Source organism: Granulicella rosea, assembly GCF_900188085.1.
In the GTDB taxonomy this organism is placed as follows: Bacteria; Acidobacteriota; Terriglobia; order Terriglobales; family Acidobacteriaceae; genus Edaphobacter; species Edaphobacter rosea.
The window spans coordinates 564,452-586,566 of record NZ_FZOU01000003.1; the positions used below are offsets into that span (position 1 = coordinate 564,452).

At 56.7% G+C, this 22,115-nt stretch carries 19 protein-coding genes; 16 read left to right on the forward strand and 3 right to left on the reverse strand.

Translation table 11 applies throughout. The features are described 5' to 3' along the window. The first annotated feature begins 1 nt into the window (after position 1). The 13 genes from CHB87_RS11775 (at position 2) to CHB87_RS11835 (ending at position 14,458) form a co-directional block, all read left to right on the forward strand. The gene (locus CHB87_RS11775; RefSeq protein ID WP_089408604.1) at positions 2–1,345 is read left to right on the forward strand and encodes a TrbI/VirB10 family protein; all 1,344 of its coding nucleotides are present in this window, start codon (positions 2–4) and stop codon (positions 1,343–1,345) included. A gap of 10 nt (positions 1,346–1,355) precedes the next feature. After that, positions 1,356–1,613 carry a hypothetical protein gene (locus CHB87_RS11780; protein WP_089408605.1) on the forward strand — a complete coding sequence of 86 codons (258 nt, stop codon included), beginning with the start codon at positions 1,356–1,358 and terminating at the stop codon, positions 1,611–1,613. Between the two features lie 68 nt (positions 1,614–1,681). Further along, positions 1,682–2,488, forward strand: coding sequence for a hypothetical protein (locus tag CHB87_RS11785; protein WP_089408606.1), 807 nt, complete (start codon positions 1,682–1,684; stop codon positions 2,486–2,488). A 15-nt stretch (positions 2,489–2,503) separates the two neighbouring features. Next, the gene (locus tag CHB87_RS11790) at positions 2,504–3,364 is read left to right on the forward strand and encodes a type IV secretion system protein (protein ID WP_089408607.1); all 861 of its coding nucleotides are present in this window, start codon (positions 2,504–2,506) and stop codon (positions 3,362–3,364) included. Between the two features lie 14 nt (positions 3,365–3,378). Continuing rightward, entirely contained in the window at positions 3,379–4,062 is a 684-nt protein-coding gene (locus tag CHB87_RS11795; RefSeq protein ID WP_089408608.1) for a VirB8/TrbF family protein, read from the forward strand. An 8-nt stretch (positions 4,063–4,070) separates the two neighbouring features. Beyond that, a complete protein-coding gene (locus tag CHB87_RS11800; RefSeq protein ID WP_089408609.1) occupies positions 4,071–5,102 on the forward strand; it encodes a TadA family conjugal transfer-associated ATPase in 1,032 nt (343 codons plus the stop codon). Next, a complete protein-coding gene (locus tag CHB87_RS11805) occupies positions 5,089–5,412 on the forward strand; it encodes a hypothetical protein (protein ID WP_142988314.1) in 324 nt (107 codons plus the stop codon). The genes CHB87_RS11800 and CHB87_RS11805 overlap by 14 nt, the downstream gene beginning before the upstream one ends. A 318-nt stretch (positions 5,413–5,730) precedes the next feature. Continuing rightward, a complete protein-coding gene (locus CHB87_RS11810) occupies positions 5,731–6,012 on the forward strand; it encodes a hypothetical protein (RefSeq protein WP_142988315.1) in 282 nt (93 codons plus the stop codon). Between the two features lie 2 nt (positions 6,013–6,014). Continuing rightward, entirely contained in the window at positions 6,015–8,162 is a 2,148-nt protein-coding gene (locus CHB87_RS11815; RefSeq protein WP_089408612.1) for a type IV secretion system DNA-binding domain-containing protein, read from the forward strand. Between the two features lie 3 nt (positions 8,163–8,165). Then, positions 8,166–11,294, forward strand: a complete 3,129-nt coding sequence (gene mobF, locus CHB87_RS11820) for a MobF family relaxase (protein WP_089408613.1) — start codon at positions 8,166–8,168, stop codon at positions 11,292–11,294. Positions 11,295–11,455: 161 nt separating this feature from the next. Continuing rightward, complete coding sequence (locus CHB87_RS21900) at positions 11,456–11,986, forward strand: hypothetical protein (protein WP_142988316.1); 531 nt, start codon at positions 11,456–11,458, stop codon at positions 11,984–11,986. A gap of 419 nt (positions 11,987–12,405) precedes the next feature. Continuing rightward, positions 12,406–13,122, forward strand: a complete 717-nt coding sequence (locus CHB87_RS11830) for a hypothetical protein (RefSeq protein ID WP_089408615.1) — start codon at positions 12,406–12,408, stop codon at positions 13,120–13,122. Continuing rightward, a complete protein-coding gene (locus tag CHB87_RS11835; RefSeq protein ID WP_142988317.1) occupies positions 13,091–14,458 on the forward strand; it encodes a hypothetical protein in 1,368 nt (455 codons plus the stop codon). The genes CHB87_RS11830 and CHB87_RS11835 overlap by 32 nt, the downstream gene beginning before the upstream one ends. 425 nt (positions 14,459–14,883) lie before the next feature. On the opposite strand, the gene CHB87_RS11845 is transcribed toward CHB87_RS11835, so the two are convergent. Further along, positions 14,884–15,165 (reverse strand): hypothetical protein, encoded by a 282-nt coding sequence (locus CHB87_RS11845; RefSeq protein ID WP_089408618.1) that lies wholly within the window; start codon positions 15,163–15,165, stop codon positions 14,884–14,886. Positions 15,166–15,450: 285 nt separating this feature from the next. Then, a complete protein-coding gene (ltrA, locus tag CHB87_RS11850) occupies positions 15,451–16,917 on the reverse strand; it encodes a group II intron reverse transcriptase/maturase (protein ID WP_089408619.1) in 1,467 nt (488 codons plus the stop codon). Positions 16,918–17,869: 952 nt separating this feature from the next. Here ltrA and CHB87_RS11865 point away from each other — a divergent pair. The 3 genes from CHB87_RS11865 to CHB87_RS11875 all read left to right on the forward strand — a co-directional run bounded on the left by CHB87_RS11865 (position 17,870) and on the right by CHB87_RS11875 (position 20,888). Next, on the forward strand, positions 17,870–18,802 hold the full coding sequence (locus tag CHB87_RS11865) for an ArdC family protein (RefSeq protein ID WP_089408621.1): 933 nt from the start codon (positions 17,870–17,872) through the stop codon (positions 18,800–18,802). Then, on the forward strand, positions 18,802–19,221 hold the full coding sequence (locus CHB87_RS11870; protein ID WP_089408622.1) for a DUF6908 domain-containing protein: 420 nt from the start codon (positions 18,802–18,804) through the stop codon (positions 19,219–19,221). Before CHB87_RS11865 ends, CHB87_RS11870 begins: the two co-directional genes overlap by 1 nt. Before the next feature lie 77 nt (positions 19,222–19,298). Then, positions 19,299–20,888, forward strand: a complete 1,590-nt coding sequence (locus CHB87_RS11875) for a ParB/RepB/Spo0J family partition protein (protein WP_089408623.1) — start codon at positions 19,299–19,301, stop codon at positions 20,886–20,888. A 96-nt stretch (positions 20,889–20,984) separates the two neighbouring features. On the opposite strand, the gene CHB87_RS22265 is transcribed toward CHB87_RS11875, so the two are convergent. Beyond that, a partial coding sequence (locus CHB87_RS22265; protein ID WP_217897038.1) for a type I restriction enzyme HsdR N-terminal domain-containing protein occupies positions 20,985–22,115 on the reverse strand: 1,131 nt, incomplete at its 5' end.

Here is a 22,115-nt window from a genome sequence, read left to right on the forward strand (position 1 = left end):
CATGGCCGATACCGTCACCGCCGCAGCAGACCCGAAGCTCACCGATCACACGCCCCAGCCCAAAGGCGTGTTGCAGAAGAACCTCAAGATGTTTCTCTATCTAGGAGCGGTCGTGCTCCTCATCCTGGCTACCGTCATCAGTTCCCGGAAGAAGGCTCCGACGGATGCTGAGAAGGCCAAGGCCAACGGGCCGCAGCCCTATGTTCAGGACAACACAGCGACGAATGTAGACGCTCTGCAGCGTCAGCTTGGAGCAGACAAGTTGAAAGCCCAGCAGGACGCTCAGGTAGCGGCAGCAACCAGCAACCCATTGTCTGGCGGCACAGGCGCACAGCAGGCGGCAGCGTCGGGTTTCGGCCCAGATGGGCGTCCACTCACCCCATCGGGAACCTATGTCGCCAATGGGCAGCAGAATGGGACACAAGCCAACGGCCAGCCTCAACTCACTCCCTCACAACAAGCAGGACAGCAGCTTGCGGCTACCGAAAAAGAACGCGCAGATACAGCACGGTTCTCGTCCAACATCGCTTACGCGCGACCATTGGAGCAGGCTACTTCCCCGCAGCCGAACCTATCCCAACAGCCTTCGGGCGTGCCCCAGAACCCCTTTGCTGCCGCAGTGCAGGCGGGCCAGCCTACTGCATTGACTCCGGCGAGAGGAGCAGGAGAACAAAGGACTTCCGGCGATCAAATCCCGGCGACTGAATATAAGCGTCCGTCTGAGGTCAATATCGACAATGCCGTGGGCCAGCCCTATGTCATCTACGAAGGATTGACGCTGGATACCGTTCTGATGAACCGCCTGGACGGTGACGCGGTGGGGCCGGTGAAGGTTCTTGTGTCGAATCCCGTGTATTCCCACGACCATCAGCACATACTCATACCAGAAGGAACGATCGTGCTGGGCGAGGCCCGCAAGATCGGTAGTGCCGGGTTCGGACAACAGCGTCGGATTTCCGTTGCATTTCATCGTCTGCTAATGCCGGACGGATACAGCGTGGATCTAGACCAATTCCACGGCCTCGACCAGATAGGGGAGGAGGGACTAAAAGACCAGGTCAACAATCACTATCTCCAGATCTTCGGAACGTCGATTGCACTCGGCGTCATTTCCGGTGCCTCTCAGATCAGCCAGGGTGGATCAAACCTAAACAGCTCAGGCTCGCAGTCCTTTACCAACGGTGCAGCTTCGAGCGTGTCGCAATCGGCTACGACGATTCTCGACAAGTTCATCCAGATTCCACCCACGATCACGATTCGGGAGGGGCACCGCGTGAAGGTCTACTTTACGCAAGATATGCTCTTGCCGGCTTATGAGAATCACCGCATCGCGCAGTCATTCTAAGGAGTTCCCCATGCGTTCAGTCGCTATCGCCGCCCTCGCGTTCATTGCCGTTTCGACTATCGGTTGCAAGAGCAAACAAGATCAGCTCGCCGAGGTGTATGCACAACTCGACACTATGAACACCCAATATCAGAAGGACTGTATTCTCGCTCCGGTCGATGTCATTGCTCGCAGTCAGGCAAAGTGCAAAGCGGAGCGTGAAGCGATGGAGCCCGCGAGCAAGAAGTTCGCCGCCCTTCAGGCCGATGTAGCCGCCTCTAAGCGCTGACCATTTCCCGTAGTCGTCTTACACCCTAACAGTCACTTACAACCCGGACCGCGAACATGGAGAACACCATGAAAGGCACCCTCTTGTCTCTAATTCTGGCCCTTGCCACCCTAGCCGAACCTGCATACGCGCAGTTCGGTGGCGGCATTGTGCTAGACCCAACACAGTCAGCCCATGCAGCGCAGCAGCTCATTCAGGGCAGCCAACTGTATACGACAACGATCAAGACCACGCAGAACGTGATGGAGACGTACAATCTTGCACAAGGCATGGCTACGGCACCGTCGAGTTACTACACCGCATACAGCAATATGGTGCAGCAGACGTGGACACCAGTTGCTCATCCGGCGAACACCTATGGCAACTCGCTTCCTTGGACCAATGCCGCAACATATGGCAGCGGAGCAGCGGCGGCGAACCAGGGCGCGAGCATCCAGCGAAAAGGTCAGATCTCCGGTTACAGCTCCCTGAACACGCAAGGCCAACAGGCTATTGCGGCGCAGGGCGCGACTGTCGATTTGGCTGACGCCATCAATGCCACCAGCTTACAAACGATTGGAACGGTAAGGGCAAACGCACCACAGCGTGAAGCGGATATCAAGACGCTTGAAGCTGCCAGCCATTCCACCGACCCAACCCAACAGACTGAGCTTGCTACGTTGCAACGCATCAATCAGGCGATGCTTCTGCAGCTTCGCACTCAGCAGGAAGCGAGCCAGATGACGCAGACCCAGAGTTTGCAGCAGATGGTACAGCAGAAGCAGCAGCAGGACGCTCTGAAGATGTCCCTGCAGGCTGCCGACGGGTACGAGACGAACTACAACAGCCACGTCTCGCATGACACAACAGGCATCACCAAAGCACTCAGCTATTGAACCGACGGGGCGATTATGGGAAACCAGATACTCATCTTTATCACGCAACAGTGCGACGCGCTCACGGCCACAATGTCGCCCAACGTCGATGCGATCGGGCTTCGCATGGTGCTCTCGCTGGCGACAATCATGATGGTCTGGTTCGGTGTGCAGGAAGCCCTTGCATCCTCACGCGGCGGTCCCGGCTTCGATATGGCGAAGTTCCTAAACTTCTTCATGCTGCTCAGCTTCGCCTATATGTTCGTGAAGTATTACGACAGCAGCATTCCCGGCATCGGATACTCGCTCAAAGGGTTCATTAGCCAGGGCACGACCAATCTGGCACAGACGATTGGACAGGACGGTATCCAGTCCATGTTCCAGTCGATAGACAGTGCGTTAGCGAAGTCAGGCCCAGGCATGGCGATGTTTACTGCACCCTATATGCTGGTCGCCTATATCAGCACCCAGATCATGCTTTCGGTGCTCGCCGCTATTTCTGCGGTCATCCTCGCATATGGTGCAGTTGCTGGAACGATCATCGGTTTGCTTGGTCCGATCTTCATTCCGTTTCTTGTGATCGAGAAACTTGAGTTTCTGTTCTGGGGATGGTTTAAAGCGTACCTTAGCTTCTCGTTCTACAAGGTCGTTGCGGCAGCCACGATGAGCGTCCTGGGTCACCTGTTCGTTACCTATTACGCCAACTGGACGGACTTCTCCAACCCGATGACGCTCATAAAGAATTTCCCTTTGTTGATCTTACTGGTAGTGGTGAACATCTTTCTCATTCTCAAGATCCCCGCTATCACAGCCTCCATCTTCTCTGGTAGTAGCAGCGGCCACGATGCAGGGATGGGCGCAGTTACGGGTGCCATTACCGCCGCAGTGATGGGCTAAAGGGAGATACGCAAATGCCAGTTCAAGAGACGAAATCCCCCGAGATCACGCGCGCAGCGGAACGCTATCTGGAGCAGTACGGCGACCCGCTCGTTATGAACACCTATTTGAAAATCACGATCCTTGTTCTGGGTGCTGTCTGCCTCATGCTGGGTGCTCTCACCTTCAAGAGCCAGAAGGCTCTTGCCGGCATGAAGCCTCTCGTCATCCGCATCAACGACGTAGGCCATGCCGACGCCATCGACTACCGCAATTACCAATACAAGCCGCAGGAGGCGGAGAACAAGTATTACCTCTCGCGCTGGGCCAACCTGTACTTCCAGCGCAACCGCTACACCATCGAGCGCGACCAGACCCAGGCGCTTTACTTTCTCAACTCGGATGTCCAGCAGGCCGTCATCCGGCAGGAGCAGTTGAGCAAAACCATTACGACCTTCCAGCAGGACAGTACGCTCCCATACGTCGATATCAACATCAAGAGCGTCATCCTCGACGATCTCCGGCAGTCGCCCTATTCCGCTCGGATTGAGTTCGAGAAGGTCTACACGAACGCCAATGACCATTCGGAGATCAAGACGGAGCGTTGGACAGCCAGCGTGACATATGTCTTCGCCGATCATGTCGAGAACAATGCGCTCGCATTCAATCCGCTTGGACTCACTATCGTTCGCTACCGCGCCGACCAGGCGTTCGACTAGGAGCCCATATGAACCACGACTTGGACCTACTCATATCGTTTCTGCAGCCCATCAAAGAGCTACTGCTTGATGACTCTGTGAGCGAGATTATGGGCAATCCGAACGGCCAATGGTGGTTTGAGCGCAGGGGCAAGTTGGAACACGCGGACATCATCTTCGATGCGAAGGCGCTCCGTACCGGCCTTGAGGTGATTGCGAACAAGTTGAGCCGCAAGTTGGATGAGGCGCACCCTCTCTTGAATGCCCAACTGCCTGACGGTAGCCGCCTCGCAGCGGTCCTCCCGCCCGTTGTGCGGCCCAACCCCGCCGTCACCATTCGGAAGTTCTCCAAGACCCGCTTCACCATCGCCGACCTCATCCAGACCGGTGCCATGGCGCCGGAGATAGGTGCCACTCTCAGCGGTTATATCGAGGCCGGAAAGACGATGCTGATTAGCGGCGGAACGGGCGCGGGCAAGACAAGTTTGCTCAACGCGCTGGCTGATTACATCCCCGAGGAAGAGCGCATTGTCGTGATCGAGGATACGTCGGAGCTACGTATCGGCAAGCCGAATCTATTGGCGTCGGAGTGCCAGACGGAATCGCACACCGGCACGGTGAGTTTCAACGATCTATTGAAGGCTGCGTTGCGGTGGAGGCCCGACCGCATCATCCTCGGTGAGGTACGGGGAGAAGAAGCCCGGACCTTGCTCGATTCGTTCAATACCGGACACGCAGGTTCGATGGCAACGATTCACGCCAGCTCTGCGGTGAAAGCGCTCCGCAGGTTCGGTGAATTGGCGATGCGTTCGCACCAGCAATCGAATCGTGACGACATCTCGGCAGAGATCGCGGAGACCGTTCAGATTGTCGCCCAGGTTGGAAGATTCGCCAGCGGTCGCAAAGTGAGCGAGATTATCGCTGTGCATGGATACGACCGCACCACCAAACAGTTTATGTACGACACCATCTTCGATCTCGCAGGTGAACGCGACGTTCCAGCAATTCACCCAATCATTTCAACCAGCAACAAGAGGGAGAACGTCCATGCCATTGCTTGAGATCACAACCAGCCGCAAAGTCACTGCCACCGTTTCGCTTGAGGAGCCCACCGCCAACCTCGTCAATCAATATGCAGCGTTCACCCATGTTGGCGCGGACGATGTTGTGAACAAGGCGCTCGAATACGTCTTCACCAAGGACAAGGACTTCCAGAAGTTCATCGGTGCGCCGCACGATGCAAAGCCGATCCATTCCTTGCGTATCAAGCGCAGCGGTGATGATGCACCAAAGGGAAAACCGGGACGCAAGCCAGCAACGTCAGCATCAACCCCGACAGCGATTCCTATGGCTAACGTGGCGACAAAGTAATGTGCATTGCCCCTCAATGATTTGTACCGGGATGGAAGCGGTGCTACGCACCGGATGAATTATGACACTCCATCCCTCCGAGGGTCGTGCAAATGGAGTTCGTGATTCCAAATGGCATCGCACACAAACCAGGTGACTTAGAGCGATCACGATTCCAAATGGAATCTCTCTGATTCCATTTGAAATCAGGGGAAAAGAGGCAATATGGAACCCGTTCTTGACCAAAAGGATCTCGGCATAACGAGTCGTCTGCGGCGCACGCGGGGGCGGCCTAACCGGACTCGGAGCATTGGAACGCGCTTCACCCCGGATGAGGAAATGGAACTCAAGGCCGCCGCCGCCGCAAGAGGAAGTTTCATTGCTGAGTGGGCGAGAGAGGTCTTGCTTTGCGAGGCACGAACCAGGCGCTTCGATGCGGCTGTCATCACCGAAGTTGTCGCGCTTCGGATGCTCGTGAGCACCGTTCTTCGCTCGATTGCTCTGCGGGAGACTCTGACGCCGGAGGCTTTCACGCAGATACTCAGCGACGTGCGATCGGGCAAGCATGATGCGACCCGCGATGTCCTCAACCAGTACCAGGCCACAGCAAGGGAGCAGTAGACATGACATCGCAATGGGGAAGAAAAGAATCCGTTATTTGGCCGCCGCACAGTCCGATCTATACCTACGGGGCGCTGTTCATGGCGTTCGTCTTGACCGCCTGTTTCGTCTACCTTCGGTTCAACTATGGACAGACACCGCTCCAGCAGTTCTACACGCCGATCTATGCGAAGACGGCGGCAGGTGCAACCTTCGACAAGAAGGACAAATACCAACTGCTTTACGTTGGTGACGGCACCAAAGCAGGACAGCTAGCCGTCGAGAGCGACGTGCAAGCCGGCACCACCCCGGCACCCGGCGGCAAGCATATTCCTCTGGCGATTTCGAGTACGGCGACGGGGCGCGGACTCCGCGCCCTCTATCGTGGGCCGGAACAACAGTACCTCGATAACCCGCTGCACGAGTACCTCAAGAGCACCGTCTTTCAAGACGACAGGCTGCGCGACATCTACTGCTGGCCGCTCCTTTTCGGACTGCTTTCGTTGTTGGGGCAGCTCCCGTTTTCCGTTGCGAAGGACATCAAGCGCCGCAAGCAGATGAAGTACGGGCGGGTTCTCAAAGGACCCGTAATGCTCACGCCCAAGGAGTTCAACGAGGCAGTGCAAGGCGACGGAATTGGCTTCAAAACTGACGAAGCGAAGGCCATGATGCGGATACCGCTTGCGGCTGAGGCGCAGCACTTTGAGATCATCGGCGACACCGGCTCAGGCAAGACGACGCTCATCTTGCAGATGCTCCGCCAGATTCAGGCGCGTGGTGAATCCGCCATCATCTACGACCCGGCTTGCGAGTACATTCAGAGATTTTACGATGCCGACCGTGGGGACATCGTGCTCAATCCTTTGGATGCCCGCTGCCCCTACTGGGGGCCATCTGAGGAGCTTCGCCGCAAGGCCGAAGCCAAAGCGATTGCGGCCTCGCTCTACCAACCGACCAGCGACAAGAAGGGAGAGTTTTTCACTGAAACGCCCCAGAAAATCTTCGCTCACTTGTTGACCTTTGGCCCTACGCCGCAGGAGCTAGTCCAGTGGATGTCTGACCCAGCCGAGATAGACAAGCGGGTGGCGGACACCGAGCTTGCTTCCATTCTTTCCAAGGGAGCGCAACAGCAGCGCGGAGGCGTTCTGGCCTCGCTAGGATTAATCGCCGACAGCCTCAGAATGTTGCCCACCAAGACCCAGGCGGAGACGACATGGAGCGCAACGGAGTGGTCGGAGAAGCGCAAGGGATGGATCTTCATTACGTCGAAAGCGGCAGAGCGTGAAGCCCTACGTCCGCTTCACAGCCTATGGATCGACTTGCTCGTGCTTCGCTTGCTCAACACCCCACGCGCCGAGCAGAGGGCGGTATGGTTTGTGCTTGACGAACTCGCCAGTTTGCAACGGCTCCCCCAACTCCATACCGCGATCACTGAGAACCGAAAGAGCAAGAACCCGCTTGTACTTGGCTTCCAGGGTAAGGCCCAGCTTGAGGTCATCTACGGCCACATGGCCGAGGTGATGCTCTCGCAGCCGGCGACCAAAATCTTCTTGAAGACGACCGAGCCAAAGGCCGCAGAGTGGGTCTCAAAAGCCATCGGGCAGGTCGAGATCGAGCGCATGAAAGAGACGCACTACGACGGCACCCGAGCGGGCAAGAACTTCTCCCTCGACCGCCAGACTGAGCCGCTGGTCATGGACTCGGAAATCTCTGGCCTCGCTGACAAACACGCATTCTTGAAGCTCGGAAACAACGTCGCACGGTTCTCGTTCGTGTACAGCAATATGCCCATCATCGCTGAGGATTTTGTGCCGCGCGCGATTGAGGATGACGAACTCAGCTTCGATCCACAGACGCTTACTCCGCTGCGGAAGAAGCGCCCTGCCGCTAAAGTTCGCCCAGATAAAGCCGTGAGCGGCAGCGGCCCAGCCAAAGACCTCGAAGCTGACATTGAGGCCGAGGTAGTCGTACCAGATGCCGCGCCTGTGAACCCGATCATTGTGGCAGCAGTCCCGGTCGCAGCCGAAATAATTACGCCAGATGTCCCAATCGTGGCTCGGGCTGTTCCAGCGGAAACTGCCTTGGCGATTGTAGTAGTGACCCCCATTGTTGTTCCCGTTGGGCCGGTCATCCAGCCGAAGTTGCCGGTTGTTGGAAGCCGCTTGTTATAGGCCGTGCTGACCATCTCCAAACCGTTGAACTCCGGCCAGGCGCAGACGTACCACGCCAAGGAGTTCACGTCTGCAGAACAGAACTATTGGAAGCAGGGCGACACGATTCTCGGAGAATGGCAGGGGCAGTTGGCCGAGAAGTACGGCCTCACCGGAGTCATCGACGCCCAGCACTTCGCCCGTCTGAGCGAGGGGCAGAATCCTCATACTGCCGAGCAGTTGGTCCAGCACCGGAAGGCCCAGGAGTACACAACCGCTGACGGAACGACCGTAAAGCCGGTAGAGCATCGGGCCGGGTGGGATGCAACATTCTCCGCCCCAAAGTCTGTTTCGCTGACCGCTTTGGTAGGCGGAGATGATCGCGTCCGCGAAGCCCACCGGCAGGCCGTGGCCATCGCCCTCACGGAACTGGAGCGGTACACCCAGGCGCGGATCGGCGGCAACAATCCCGCCGAGACAACCGGAAAGTTCATCGTCGCCAAGTTCGAGCATGACACCGCCCGACCGGTTGACGGCTACGCCGCCCCTCAGCTCCATACCCATGCCGTCATATTCAATATGACCGAGCGGCCAGACGGCTCAACCCGTGCCTTGCAGGAGCGCGGATTCTTCGACACCCAGCAGTTTGCAACCGCTGTCTATCAGTCGGAGTTGACTTACCGGCTCCGCAATCTGGGGTATGAGATCGAGGCGGGCAAGAGCGGTGCTCCCGACGTAAAGGGCTACACCGCCGAATACCTTGAAGCGTCCAGCCCGCGCCGCCAGCAGATCGAGGAAGCCATCGCCCGGAGCGGCTTCAGCGGGCCGGAGGCAGCGGAGATCGCGGCGCACAACACCCGCGACCGGAAGGAGATTCATACTCCGTCCGAAGTCATCGCCGCTCATCGTCAGATTGCGGCCGAGTTTGGCAATCAGGCAGATCATGTGGTCGCAGCGGCCAGAGAACGGGCGGAAGGACTTGCACAGAATCGAGTCCCGGATGCGCCCCAAAGGGCGCAAGAAGCCGTCTCCTTTGCTAAGGATCGCAGCTTCGAGCGGGAGGCTGTCACCGACGAGCGGGACATCATGCGGGACGCCTTGAGGCGCGGCATGGGCGACCTCACCTATGAGCAGGTTCGCGGCAACTTCGATCAGAGGCATGGCAAAGGCGAGTTCCAAATCGTTGACGGCCAGAAGCATGAAACAGGGCGGCAGTTCACCACCCGCGAGACCATCGCTGCGGAACTGGCGACGGTAGGACATATGCAACGAGGCCAGAATACCGTCGAGCCGGTTCTGCCCAAAGAGCAAGCTGCAGCCCATGCCAATAGCCGCGAACTTCTCAATCCAGCACAGCGAAAAGCTATTGAAGAGGTGTTGTCGTCTCATGACCGCGTCCACGGTTTGCAAGGACTCGCTGGCTCAGGTAAAACCAGCACCCTGTCCTCCATCAGGGAAGGCGCAGAGCGGAATGGCTACGCGGTCGAGGGCTTCGCCCCGACCAGCCGCGCCACCGCCCAGCTACGGGACGCTGGGATTTCAGCGGACACTCTGCAAGGTTTCCTTGCTCGTGGCGGCCAGGAGCAGACGAAGGGCGATCCCGACCGTAGACACCTCTACATGGTTGATGAATCCAGCCTCGCCAGCACTCGCCAGATGCAGAGTTTCATGGAAAAGATTGGCCCGCAAGACCGGGTTTTGCTCGTGGGAGACACGCGCCAGCACCAAGGCGTAGACGCCGGCAAGCCCTTCGAGCAGATGCAGCAGGCCGGGATGCAGACCTCGCAACTTGACCAGATCATGCGCCAGAAAGACCCGGAGTTGCTGCGGGTCGTCGAACATTTCTCCAAGAATGAAACCGCCGTAGGTGTCGGCTTGTTGCAGCAGCAGGGGAGGGTGACCGAGATCCCCGACAACGCCCAGCGCATCGAGGCTATCGCCAAGGACTACGCCGCCAAACCGGAGAACACCCTTGTCGTCTCGCCCGATAACGCCAGCCGCCGCGACATCAACGACGCCATCCGCAATGAGCTGAAAGGCTCCGGCATCGTCTCGAAAGACGACCACCGGATGGATGTCTTGACCCAGCGGTCGGAACTTACCAGTGTGGATCGTGAGTGGGCGTCGAACTACCAGCAAGGCGACGTTTTGTTCTACACACGCGGCAGCAAGGAGCATGGAATCGAGCCACGCGCTTATGCGACCGTGGCCTCCGTTGACGCCGCAGCGAATCGGATTACAGTCTCCAAAGATGACGGAAAGCAGGTAACCTACGACCCGGAACGCTTGAGCGGGATCACCGCATACCGCGAGATCAGCCGTGATTTCGCCCAGGGCGACCGCATCCAGTTCACGTCCACAAACCGCGAGTTGGGCGTCTCCAATCGTGATCTTGGAACCATTGACCGGATCGACGGCAAGCAGATCGACGTGAAGATGGACGGCGAGAAAGAGCGCAGCGTCAGCTTCGATTCCGCCAAGATGCGGCACTTCGACCACGGCTACACCGTTACCTCGCACAGCTCCCAAGGGCTGACTACTGATCGCGTCTTGGTGAACATGGACACCACCGTTCACCCGGAACTCATCAACACGCGCTTCGCTTATGTCTCCATCTCCCGCGCTTCGCAGGATGCGCGGATTTATACCAACGATGCCGGAACCCTTGGCGAACGCCTCAGCACCGACGTGACCAAGACTTCGGCGATAGACCTTCAAAAAGCGCCGGTCGAACCGACCGCCAAACAGCAGACCCAGGAGCCACCAATGACCAACAGCAGAGAGCACCCGCAGGATGACCTACGCCGTGAACCATCTACCGAGACGATGGTTTCGCTCCCCGAGATCATTCATCACGAAGCCGAAGTTGATGCTCGGCACTACGCGCCCATCGAAGCAGCTTTGCCCAAGGAAACGGAAGGGTACGAGTGGAAGCGGGAGACAGGCGACATCGAGAGCTACAAGCACGATCAGACAGGAGGGTGGCTGCATATTGACCCTCAGAGCAACTTCTACGACCGCGAAGCCCAGCCAATTACCCGAGAGAATGCCCTTGAGCACGCAGCACACGAGCCATCCCATGCGGTAGCCGACAGTCCCAACGTGCAGCCCAGCAGCAGCGATCAGGGCAACGACCAGGGGATCGGTCTGTAACCGTATGCGCCCGATGATGAGAGTCGCTTTATGATGGGTGTTGGTGAGTGCGAGCAGTTGTGTCGGGCTGTGTCAGCCCCGCGTGGCCTTGGTTCCCAGAATCCCGAAATGCCGCCGTTTGCGGCTTCCGGGAACCCGCAAAATCAGAGGAACTAAAGCCTGTGCAGTGGAAGGACTTCAATTACGGCGGACGGGTCTACGACCTGTCTCATCTTCATCCTCGCATCTTCCGCTTCACCCGCCCCGCTGAGGGCGCCCATGCAGCCGAAGTCTTCGATGTGGAAGTGCGATTCACGCTTCATTGCTTTTCGCGCGGGCCGCGAGACGGCGAAGCGTTCGATCCTCTATTGGTTTACCCCGATGATTACGAAGCCCGGATATTCGACTTTCGGCGGTATGAAATGTCCAAGCGGCTGCCCGAGATCATTCAGGAATTGCCGGCCCGGAAGCCGCGGCACAATAAGAGCCGGGGCAACTACTTTTCCGTCGAACTGATCGCTGAAAACGGCGATACAGTCGAGTACGACATCTTCTTCAAGGTGCGGAAGCCAGCGAAGGGACGGCTCGAAATGATCGTCGAGACGGCCTTCGTCCGCGATCCTGGATACGGTTCGACCCGCCCGGACGGCAAACCCGTCCGATTCTGGATCATCCTGCACAATACCCGGCACGGGTTGATGATCCGAACATAAACAGAAACGGCCCCCGATGAAGGGGACCGTTTCAAATTGCCATGCGCCTCTTGGATATCCCTACACTCGTGGAGACCATTGCTGGCGGGTGACCGGCACCACGGCTTTCGCCGCTGCACTTATATGCCGTTATTCATATGATGCACCTCGGCGCAAGGAAGACGCAAGCAAAAACCGAACGGGCAGCCCAAAATGGACCCGGAACCCGCTACTGCTTCCGGATCACCCACGGCAGGTTCTATGAGCGCATTGGCCTGTTGTCGACAGTTGACCTTCGGAGCGGCTGGGGGTCGGGTCGGTAATCGGAGCCGACAAGGGACAAAAAAGACAAGCGCAAAACTGCTTCCGTACATTACGATTGTTCGCAAACACAATCTGTCTAGGTCATAGATGCACTGTACATGTATGGGAGATGAGATATGGCCCCACCTGGATTAGGTGACGAAGCACCGACTAAGAAGAAGAATGAAGACGATACCAGCAACCTCGAACATAGATGGCAGCTAAGACTATTGCCATTCATGGCTTCAGGTATAGCGCTGCTAGGCTTGGTGTACTTCGCCCTTGGCATTTACAGCACTTCAGGAATTGGCGTTTTCCTCCGGGAGGAGCCTTCGACGCACGTCACCGCCCGCGTTGACGATCTACTAGCAAATAGGACAAAGAATCAGTTGACCAACGCTGATGTGATGCAACAGGGCCTATTGCTGCTTGAGGCCGACACGTTGGAGAGACGATACAAGCAAGCATCAGCACTCTTGCTTTCGCGAATATGGACGCGCCAACTGGCATTCAATACCGGCATGGTGCTTTCGCTCATCGGAGCCATTTTCATCCTCGGTAAGCTAACTGAGAGCTCCTCCCAGGTGGACCTTGGAGCAGCTTCCTGGAAGGCTGGCATTACGAGCACGTCACCTGGCCTCATACTTGCGTTCCTCGGTGTCAGCCTAATGGGAATCGCTTTGGTGGTTCAGCCCAAGATCGAGGTCACCGACAAAGCAATATACTTCCTTTCAACACAGAAAGAAGACGGCAAGAAGGGTCAGGCATCAACTGGCGTCGATCCTGTACCAATTCCACCAACTGACCCAGATCCCACTGAGGATGGAACCACTGATGCAAATAGGCATAAATGATATTCGTGCAAGACTATTGGCTTGCGTCAGTTTCCTTATCTGCAGTGTTTCGCACCTGGCGGTTTGCCAAGTGCCCGATCCAGCTTTTCAAAAGATCCATGATGAATGGAAGGCAATCGATTCAGCGCCGCCGCCGAAAGACTTCTTGCCAGTCATTCACGATCTCAAGGCTTTTCGCAATTCTTCAGGTGGCAAGTCTTGGCAAACTGACTACATGCTCGGGGTCGCTTACTGCCGCACCCCCGGCAACAACAACCAGAAGGCCGGCAATCAGTTCCTAGATCGCGTACGACGAAGCCTCTTGGCTCCTGAAAGCGCTCGGTCAGCGGCAGATCAGGTAATGAAGTGGTGCGTTAGTTCTTCGGATGGACCAGAAGACAGCCCGACCTTTCAGCTCACCTCGGTAGCTGGCCTCAATCAAGGAGGAGTGCTCAATAAGGGCGGCTATGAAATGCCCCATGGAGATAGCACAGAATTCAACACTTCTCAAGAATCTGAGCCAGACATCCTGATCTGGGATAACCGTTTATTTCCTCCCTCCAAATCCGCCGAAGCGGTAGCAGCTGCGAAGGAGCGAACGTTGGGTTTCTATTTTCAAGGTGGGGCCGCTTCCGGCTTCGTCATAGAGACTGAAGTCGGTAGGCCAGCAGACGTTGGGATCTGTATGGCGAAGTATAGAAGCGCTCTCCAAACCGAGTTCGGCATGGTAGCGCCTGCAAATCTTATCACCGTCTACGCGCTTGTAAGTGATGTTCCGCGACTTGCTGACCATCTTCATCTGCTGAAGATGCCGCTGGGTACAGTGGCATATTCTGTTCCCCTAGACCTGAGTATCGTGGGAATTGGAACTGGTGAACATTGCGGAACATTAGCGCACGAACTAACCCACCTGTTTATCAGACAAAACTTCGGGGATAGTCCAGCGTGGCTTGAGGAAGGCCTCGCCTCCGAGGTAGCCGTTTCCATTCCAACTGCCGCCGGCTTCCAATTCATTCCAAGCTGGCGAGATGTTGTTCTGAAAAGAGACTGGCAGATGCGCCCCACTGTTCCCGAACTCCTTAACCTCACTTGGGCGAATTTCACAACCAATGATCCGAAAGAAGTTGAGCATGTGGCAGCGATCCATGCCATGGCGGCATCATTCGTTCGATATTTGGACGCGAAGAAGAAGCTCGTACCACTCTACAAGGCTCTGAGAGATGGTCTCTCTAGCGACACGCCGCAATCCGATGTTGAGGTCTTCACATCTGTGCTGGGCAAATCGCCAGATCAGGTTGATAACGACTTTTCGGCATGGTTTGTGCAAAATGCGACTCCAGTCCATACACCGTTCTAAGCTCGGTTAGGTCGTAGGCGTTCCCCGCGAAAGTACTTGGAAACGGGCTTCGGTCTTCCGATCTCTATCTCCGCATGCCGTCAACGAGCGCTTTATCGCCAACGCACTCAGCGAAAGGCTCCTCAGGCTGTGTTGCGGAAAAGAACGTTTACGCAAGGAACTGCGAACGAGACCAAACTGAGGCATGGAGCCTACAATCGCCTCATGTTCGTTGAAGACGCCAAATTGCCCCAGGACGTGGTTCGGAAGCAGTATTCCGATACGCGAGACGCGCTCTGCTGCCTAAACTGCGGTTTCGAGTGGGACTTCGATCCAACCGTGCAGGACTCCATTGGCCGCCCCCTCTATGTATTGGTCATGCACGACTGCAAAGTGGATGGCGACTAGAGCTTCCATGACTCGCCCCGCATCGTTGCAGCCGCATCTCAATTTACCCGTTCGCTTCCGACAAGGGTGAAGCCCCAATCTTCCAAATCCCTTACCTCGACGGCTGCGTGGAACAGGGGGCAGCTTTCTTCCGTCATGAGCCTCGCTTGCAACTGCCTAGCGTCTTCCGCAGTCGCAATACCCGCTTCACTCAATTCGTCCACCACTTCCTGTACCGAATCGTAATTCCGCTTCCAGCATCGTGCGCTGGCATTGCTCTCAAAGACCAAGGCACTGATGTTGTCCGGTGCGTTGGGAAATAGAATGAGCGAAATTTGCATGTAGCGTCCTCAGCGTATTTAGAGTCCTCCTCTTCCCTTGGGGATACCTGTCCAGCCTTCATTGCACGAAATTATCAGCATCAGGTCACGCAACGATTGATCCAAGTCGAAATGCAAGCGGATTCATAGCTAGTGGGAGTCGGGTAAGGAAGCGGCATTTCTGCCGCTCCCTCCCCTAAGAACCGGACTTGATGGTTTCCCATCATCCGGCTCAAGCCGTGTGTAAGCTCTGCGTGAGCAGAGCCGGTCGAACACATCGCACAACGGTTGGCGATGCCTGCTGGCTCACCTGAACCTCTTGCGAGACTCGAAGTAACCGCGCCAGTGCAGGTCGAACGGGTTAGCGTCCGACTTGACTTTGACGTAACGCCGGATGGGGATTTCGGTTGGGTTCACCAGCCGAACCTCCGCCGAACGCGAACGTTGCGCGTTCGAACCAGACAGCATAGCGAAGCACCATGAACGCCGTCCAAGCCGATGCCAGTATCGATCTACGATCCAGGTAGGGGACTTGTTCGGATGCCGGCGCTTTGCCCATCGCCAGAGCGAGTGCCAGAGGACCATTCCCACTTTCCGATACGCTAAACCCGCTTCGATGTGGCGGTGATAGTATGCCCAACCTCGGATGACCGGATTGAGCAGTCTGATCAGATACTCCTGCTTGGTGGCTCGATTCGAACGAATCTGACCACGCACCTTCTCAAGGAAGGCGTGCATGTTCTTCTTGGATGGTGTAATCAGGAGCTTGCCGCCATACTTGCGCAGGTTCTGTCCCAGGAAGTCGAAGCCCTGTTCGATATGCGTGATGCAGGTTTTCTCAGGTGAGAGCTGCAAGCCTCGTTCGAGCATGAACCGCTCGACCAGTGGCTTGACTTCATTTTCCAGTAGCTCTTTCGAGCAGCCGGTGATGATGAAGTCATCGGCATAGCGCACGAAGTTCACCTTCGGGTTATAGGCTTGCCCTCGGATTTCCTTCCTGCGGAAGGTTTCCTTGAGCAGCCGCTCTAACCCATCCAGTGTCAGGTTCGCCAACGTGGGCGAGATGATCCCGCCCTGTGGTGTGCCTGCCTCCGTAGGGAACAGCGTTCGATTTTCCATGAAGCCCGCCGTCAACCATTTCCGCAGCACCTCTTTATCCGTGGGGATGTGGTCGAGCATCCATGTGTGGCTGATGTTGTCGAAACAGCCACGGATGTCGCCCTCCAGCACCCACTGTGCGCTGTCCTTGCGGGCCAGCGCACAGAAGCATTGCTCGATGGCATCGGCGGTTGAGCGTGCCGGTCGAAAACCATAGGAATTGGGATCGGCAGTCGTCTCCGCGACCGGGAGCAGCGCGAGCAGGTAGAGCGCCTGCATCGAGCGATCCTTCATCGTGGGGATTCCCAACGGTCTCAACTTCCCATTGGCCTTCGGGATATAGACACGCCGCAGCGGTTGCGGTTGGTAGCCGCGCCGTCGCAGTGTATCGATGGCCTTGTATCTGGTCGCCGGAGTGCTCCAGATTGCTCCGTCCACTCCCGGCGTGTTCTTGCCCTGATTGTGCGTCACTCGCTTAACAGCCAATGCACGGCCAGAGAACGAGTGGGTCAGCAGCCATTGCAGGGCTTTCACCTTGCCGTGACGGCCTTCCTGTGTTGCCTTGACGATACGCGCTTGCAGTCTGCTGACCTTCTGCTCACATTGAGACCAGTCGATCTGTTCCCATTGCGAGGCAGGGCCGGAGGCTGCACACATAGATTGCTCCACGTTCATTTGCGATTTCCTCCTGCGAAGATTCTGTAAGTTCTTTCGTCAACCACGACCAACTGGAAGTCTGCCTGCTTTCGCAGCGGAGTGATGTCGCAACTCCTATCCGCTCCATTACAGAACGGCATTCGCTTTCTCCAGCATCCTTTACCCGCTGCCCCGGCAACGTGCCTTACGGCAACGCCTGCCCCCGAAGAGGCGGAACAACGGGCTTACCTTGTTCCGTTTGAATGACACGAATGAGTTAGTCCCTGCCTTTACACCGGCAGCCTTTGTGTCCGTGTACTCCATACTTCCGGTGGAGCATCCGGCTGCGTGCCTTTTGGCTAGAGCCTGTCAGCGTCTTTGGCTCTTCGGAGGTTACGGTGCCTTTGGCAGTTCACTTTTGTTGGACCTATCATTCAGCCTGGCCCCTCCCACCGCCTTGACGCTGGCAGTGGCAGAGAACGCCTCACGGAGTTCTCCTTGTCGGAAGACAGAGGATCGTTGTCTCGACAGCTTTCGACCCAGCCGTTACCAGCTACTCCGATGTCGATAGGCTACTGCGGACGGAACCGCAGGTTCAGCTCACTCCTTTCGTGTTGAACAATCATCCAAACAGCTTCAAGTCGCACTGAAGTTTCCTCCCTGTCTCCGGCCCTTTGGTCCTCCGCCACCCACCTCAGCAGGGAGGCGACCTCCCCGCAACGCCCCTCCAAAAAACAACAGCTAAAAGCGATTCACCGCGCTCCGCGCCCAGCAAGGAAACCAAGCCTGCTGAGGAGCGCCGCTCCTGGCGCGCGCAAGGCGATGGAAAAAACTCCGTGCAGCTCCAGGTATTCGCTTCCTCCGGCCTGCGGCTGGCCTGAAGGCCACTTTTCCCACACCTTGCACTTGCCGCCCTCGATGGCGTGGGCCATGGCCAAGGCGTGTTTGTGAGCAAACACAGCACAGCTATTCAAAAACGGAGGAACCACCCATGAATACCGCCATCGTCACCACAACCCCACCCACCGTCAGCCCCTTTGTTCAGAATCTTGAACAACAGAAGCAAAAGCCGCAAACCGCGAAAGAGGCAATCGCGGCCAACGTCCAAACCCTCATCGAACAGCTTGAGCAGGGACACAGCGAAGGCCTCACCGCCTATCTCACCGCGATGGGCAAATTTCACAGATACAGCTTTTCCAACATATTGGAGATCGCGAGACAAAAGCCTTTGGCAACGCGCATCGCCGGGATGTATGCGTGGAACCAGCTTGGCCGCAGAGTGGTGAAGGGTGAGAAGGGCATCCGCATCCTCGCTCCTGTTATTGGGATCAAGCGGAAGAAGGACGAGGAAGCCCAAAAGGACATCACCAAGCAGAACCAGTCCGTGCTTTTAGGATTTCGTTCGGCATGGGTGTTCGATGTTTCGTCCACGGATGGTGCCCCTTTGCCGGAGTTGTCCGAGCGTGTTACGGGCGATGTCGGTCAGTATAGCGAGAGACTCCTCACCTTCCTCGCAGCACAAGGCATCTCGCTTGAGTTCAAGGAGAGCATCGCTCCGGCGTTGGGCCTGTGCTATGGCAACAGGATTGTGCTTCTACCGGGGCAGTCTCCCGCAGAGGAGTTCACCACCTTAGTTCATGAGGTGAGCCACTCGCTCCTCGGACACGCCACACGGCGCACAACCACCACCAAAGCCGTGCGCGAGACGGAAGCAGAAGCGATTGCGTTTGTAGTCGGGACGACTATCGGCCTGAACACGGGAAACGCCGCAGCCGACTACATCCATTTATTCGCAGGTAACGCGGCACTGCTTACAGAGAGCCTTGAAGTCATTCAGAAAACCTCAGCCCTCATCCTCTCAGCGTTGGAGTCCCCCATCACGGGCGGTTCAGCGGAGCCCACGGAGTCGGAAGCGGTGGCGTAATGAAAACCATTCTTCAACTCCTCAGAAAAGCGGGGGGCTATCGGCGCGAACTGTATCTGCGCGTCGAGAACCCTCCCTATCAACCGCTTGTCATTGAAGCGATACCGGAACCCGGCCCCCTTGGTCTGCGATGCCTGTCTGTCGCGCACTACGGCGAACAGAACGGCGACCTCATGCGCGACCCGGAGATGTGCTTCGAGTTGAGCAATCCGCTCCGCTTGGGTTTCAGTCTCGTTCCGTACCACTGGAGGAATGACTACGTCGGCATCGAGCAATACTCCCGCTCGATACAAGGCGACAACTATGTGTTCGATACCGACCTGTACGCCCAGCACGAGAACTTCGCGGCTCAGTGGGACAGGAACCTACGCAGTCAGGGCTTTGTCGAAGCCTTTGACCGCAAACACACCCAACGCTAACCCCTCTCTATGGGCGCACGGCCTTACGCCGTTCGCTCAAACGTCCCCGAACGCTCACCCGTACAAGGAGAACCACCATGAACCCCAACACCGCAACCGAGTATCGCAACCTTCCCCTTAACGTCCTCATCCCATCCAAAACCAACCCACGTCGCATCGTCGAAGATGATTCGCTTAAAGAGCTTGCCGAGAGCATCAGTGTTCACGGCGTTTTGGAGCCTCTGATTGTCCGTCCTGTCACCGAGCGGGATTTCGAGGTTGTCGTCGGAGGGAGGCGTTTCGCCGCTTCCAAGAAAGCTGGCAAGGATGATGCGCCATGCAGCATCCGCAACCTGACAGATGCTCAAGTTCTGGAGATTCAGCTAGTCGAAAATCTCCAGCGTCGTGACGTTCACCCCTTGGAGGAGGCGCAGGGATTCCATGCGCTTCTCAATTTGGAAGAGCCGAAGTACACCATCGAGCAAATCGGAGCCAAGGTTGGCAAAAATCCTGCATACGTCGCCAGCCGCGCCCGGTTGACGGAGCTTATCCCGTTAGTGGTCGAGGCGTTCTATGCCGAGGAGATCGGCGTTGGACACGCCTTGCTCTTGGCAAAGCTCCAGCCAGCACAGCAGGAAGCCGCTCTGGCAAGCTGCTTCCGCGAGGATTGGGGCGGAGCCGCAGGGAAAGCCAAGCGCATCGTCCTTCCAGTTCGGCATCTCCAGTATTGGATAGAGCATAACGTCCTCTTGCTCTTGAAACAGGCTCCGTTCAACAAGCGGGATGCTCAACTGCTACCCGCCGCCGGAAGCTGTGTCGATTGCCCTAAACGGACAGGACACAACAAGCTGCTCTTCGCCGACGTTAGCGGAAATGCGGAGGCTTGCACTGATCCTCTGTGCTATGCGGCCAAGCTGGAGGCACACGTCCAAAAGCAGATTGCAGCCAAACCGGAGATCGTGCAGATCAGCACGGCCTACGGCAAGACGCAGGATGGCAGCAAGATCATCACACGCAGCAAGTACGTTGAGATCAAGACGGAGAAGCCCGACACCCCGGAGAAAGCAAAATGGCCGGAGTTCAAATCGTGCAGGTTCATCACCGAGGCTATCGTGTCCGAGGGTATCGACAAGGGCGAAGTGAGGAGGGTTTGCGCCGAAGCGGATTGCCCGATTCATCACCCCAAGAAGCAGTCCACCAAGGCCGATGCCAGCTTCAAAGCGGAGCAGGACAAGAGCCGGAGAGAACAAGCACTGGCGAACGCTACCGGAATGCGCGTCCTGCAAACTATCGTCGCCGCCGTTCCAGTCCGATTGATGAAGCGGGATTTTCTCTTCATCGCAGAACAGATGCTCCCGTTGCTTGACGACAAGCGGTTGGAGATGGTCGCCCGGAACCAAGGCATCCGAGCGAAGGAAGGCGAGTCCGCAGCCAAGCTGCTAACCGCCTTTCTGCGCAAGGCCGAGGAAGGCGTTATCGGCAAGCTGATCGTCGAAACCGTCATCCTACTTTCAGCCAGCAAGCAAGCGGACGGAGGTAAGGTTCTCCGCACCGCAGCCCAGGCGTACAAGGTGGACACCGATGCGATTGCCCTCAAGGTCAAGCATGAGTTCGCCGCCAAGGATAAGGCGAAAGGAGAAAAGAAGCCGCAAGCCGTAGCCAAGCCCGCACAGAAGCGCGTTGCATAAATTTGGCGATGAGCCTGTCCACAAGGGACAGGCTCATTGCTATTTCATTTGGGTTAACGTCATACGGCCTTCAACCTGTGGGACACAGGTTGAAGGCTATGAATCCGTCGATTCATCATCGGCAGTAGCGTCCCCTTCGCCGGGCGCTTCTGCGCCGGACTCACTATCTTCAGTCCCCGCCAAGATTTTTGCGTATGTCTTCTGCAAGAAGGCCAGCGATTCATCTCTGTCCGCGTTATAGTTCAGTTCCTTCTCGAAGAGTTGGAGACGGGTTCGACAATCGTTCAGAATTTCCGACCACGTTCTGACCCAGATTTGAAGTCCATCTTTGCGGTGCAACATACCGTAAGGACGGTCGCTGCTACTAACTTCTTCTTTCGCAAAAGGCATCAAATCATTTGAGACAACCCAAAACTCCCACCGAGCCTTGATATTTCGAAAGCGCTCATCACCCTGGATGGCAAACGCATAGGAGCGAACCTGTCCGGTTTCCTTTTGACCGATTTTGACTGAGGGAGCTTTGAGTTCAACTATAAGATAGTCGCGCTCGTCGGCCCTGGCCGACGGCACCTTGCGCGTCAAAAACAAGTCCACAATGCCGGTCGTGCCATCGAGCCGTTTTACGGGCTTATCGACGATTGCGTCAGAACCCATCTCCTTCAAGTGCTTTCGTAAGACCTCCGTCAAAGACTGATCGCTTACCGTAAGGGCAAACTGTTCTCCAAAGAGCCATGTATTCTCTGCCACGATCTTGTGAAGTTGGGAACGCTCCTTGAGATGTTTCTTGAGATCGGTGTCGAAAAGCATCGCTTCAAGCCCGGTAAGGAATTCAAGTCTATCCGCGACCATTTTGGCAGAACTGATAATTGAGGCAAGAGTTGTTTTCCGCAGGAGCTTCGCAAGCTCTTCTTGCTTATGCTTGGGAAGGCCCAGCACCTCTGTCATGATGAGCTGGATTTCTTCGGGACTGTTCTCTACACCTTGCTTCAGCATCCGCAGTTGGAACCGCTTATTGCGCGGGTCCAGCGTCTCAAATTCAGGCATGGCCTTGGCAACATTCAACGCGACGATGTCGAACACTTGGCGTTCCGCACGTTGAATGGGGGAATCGGGTTCCCCGGTGTACGGGTAGACCGCCTCTTCCTTCCAACGTTCGACGCGGGAGCGAGTATCCTCCGCTAGACGGCTCTTGAAGTGCGAGCGGAGCTGCTCTTTTCCGTCTTCAAT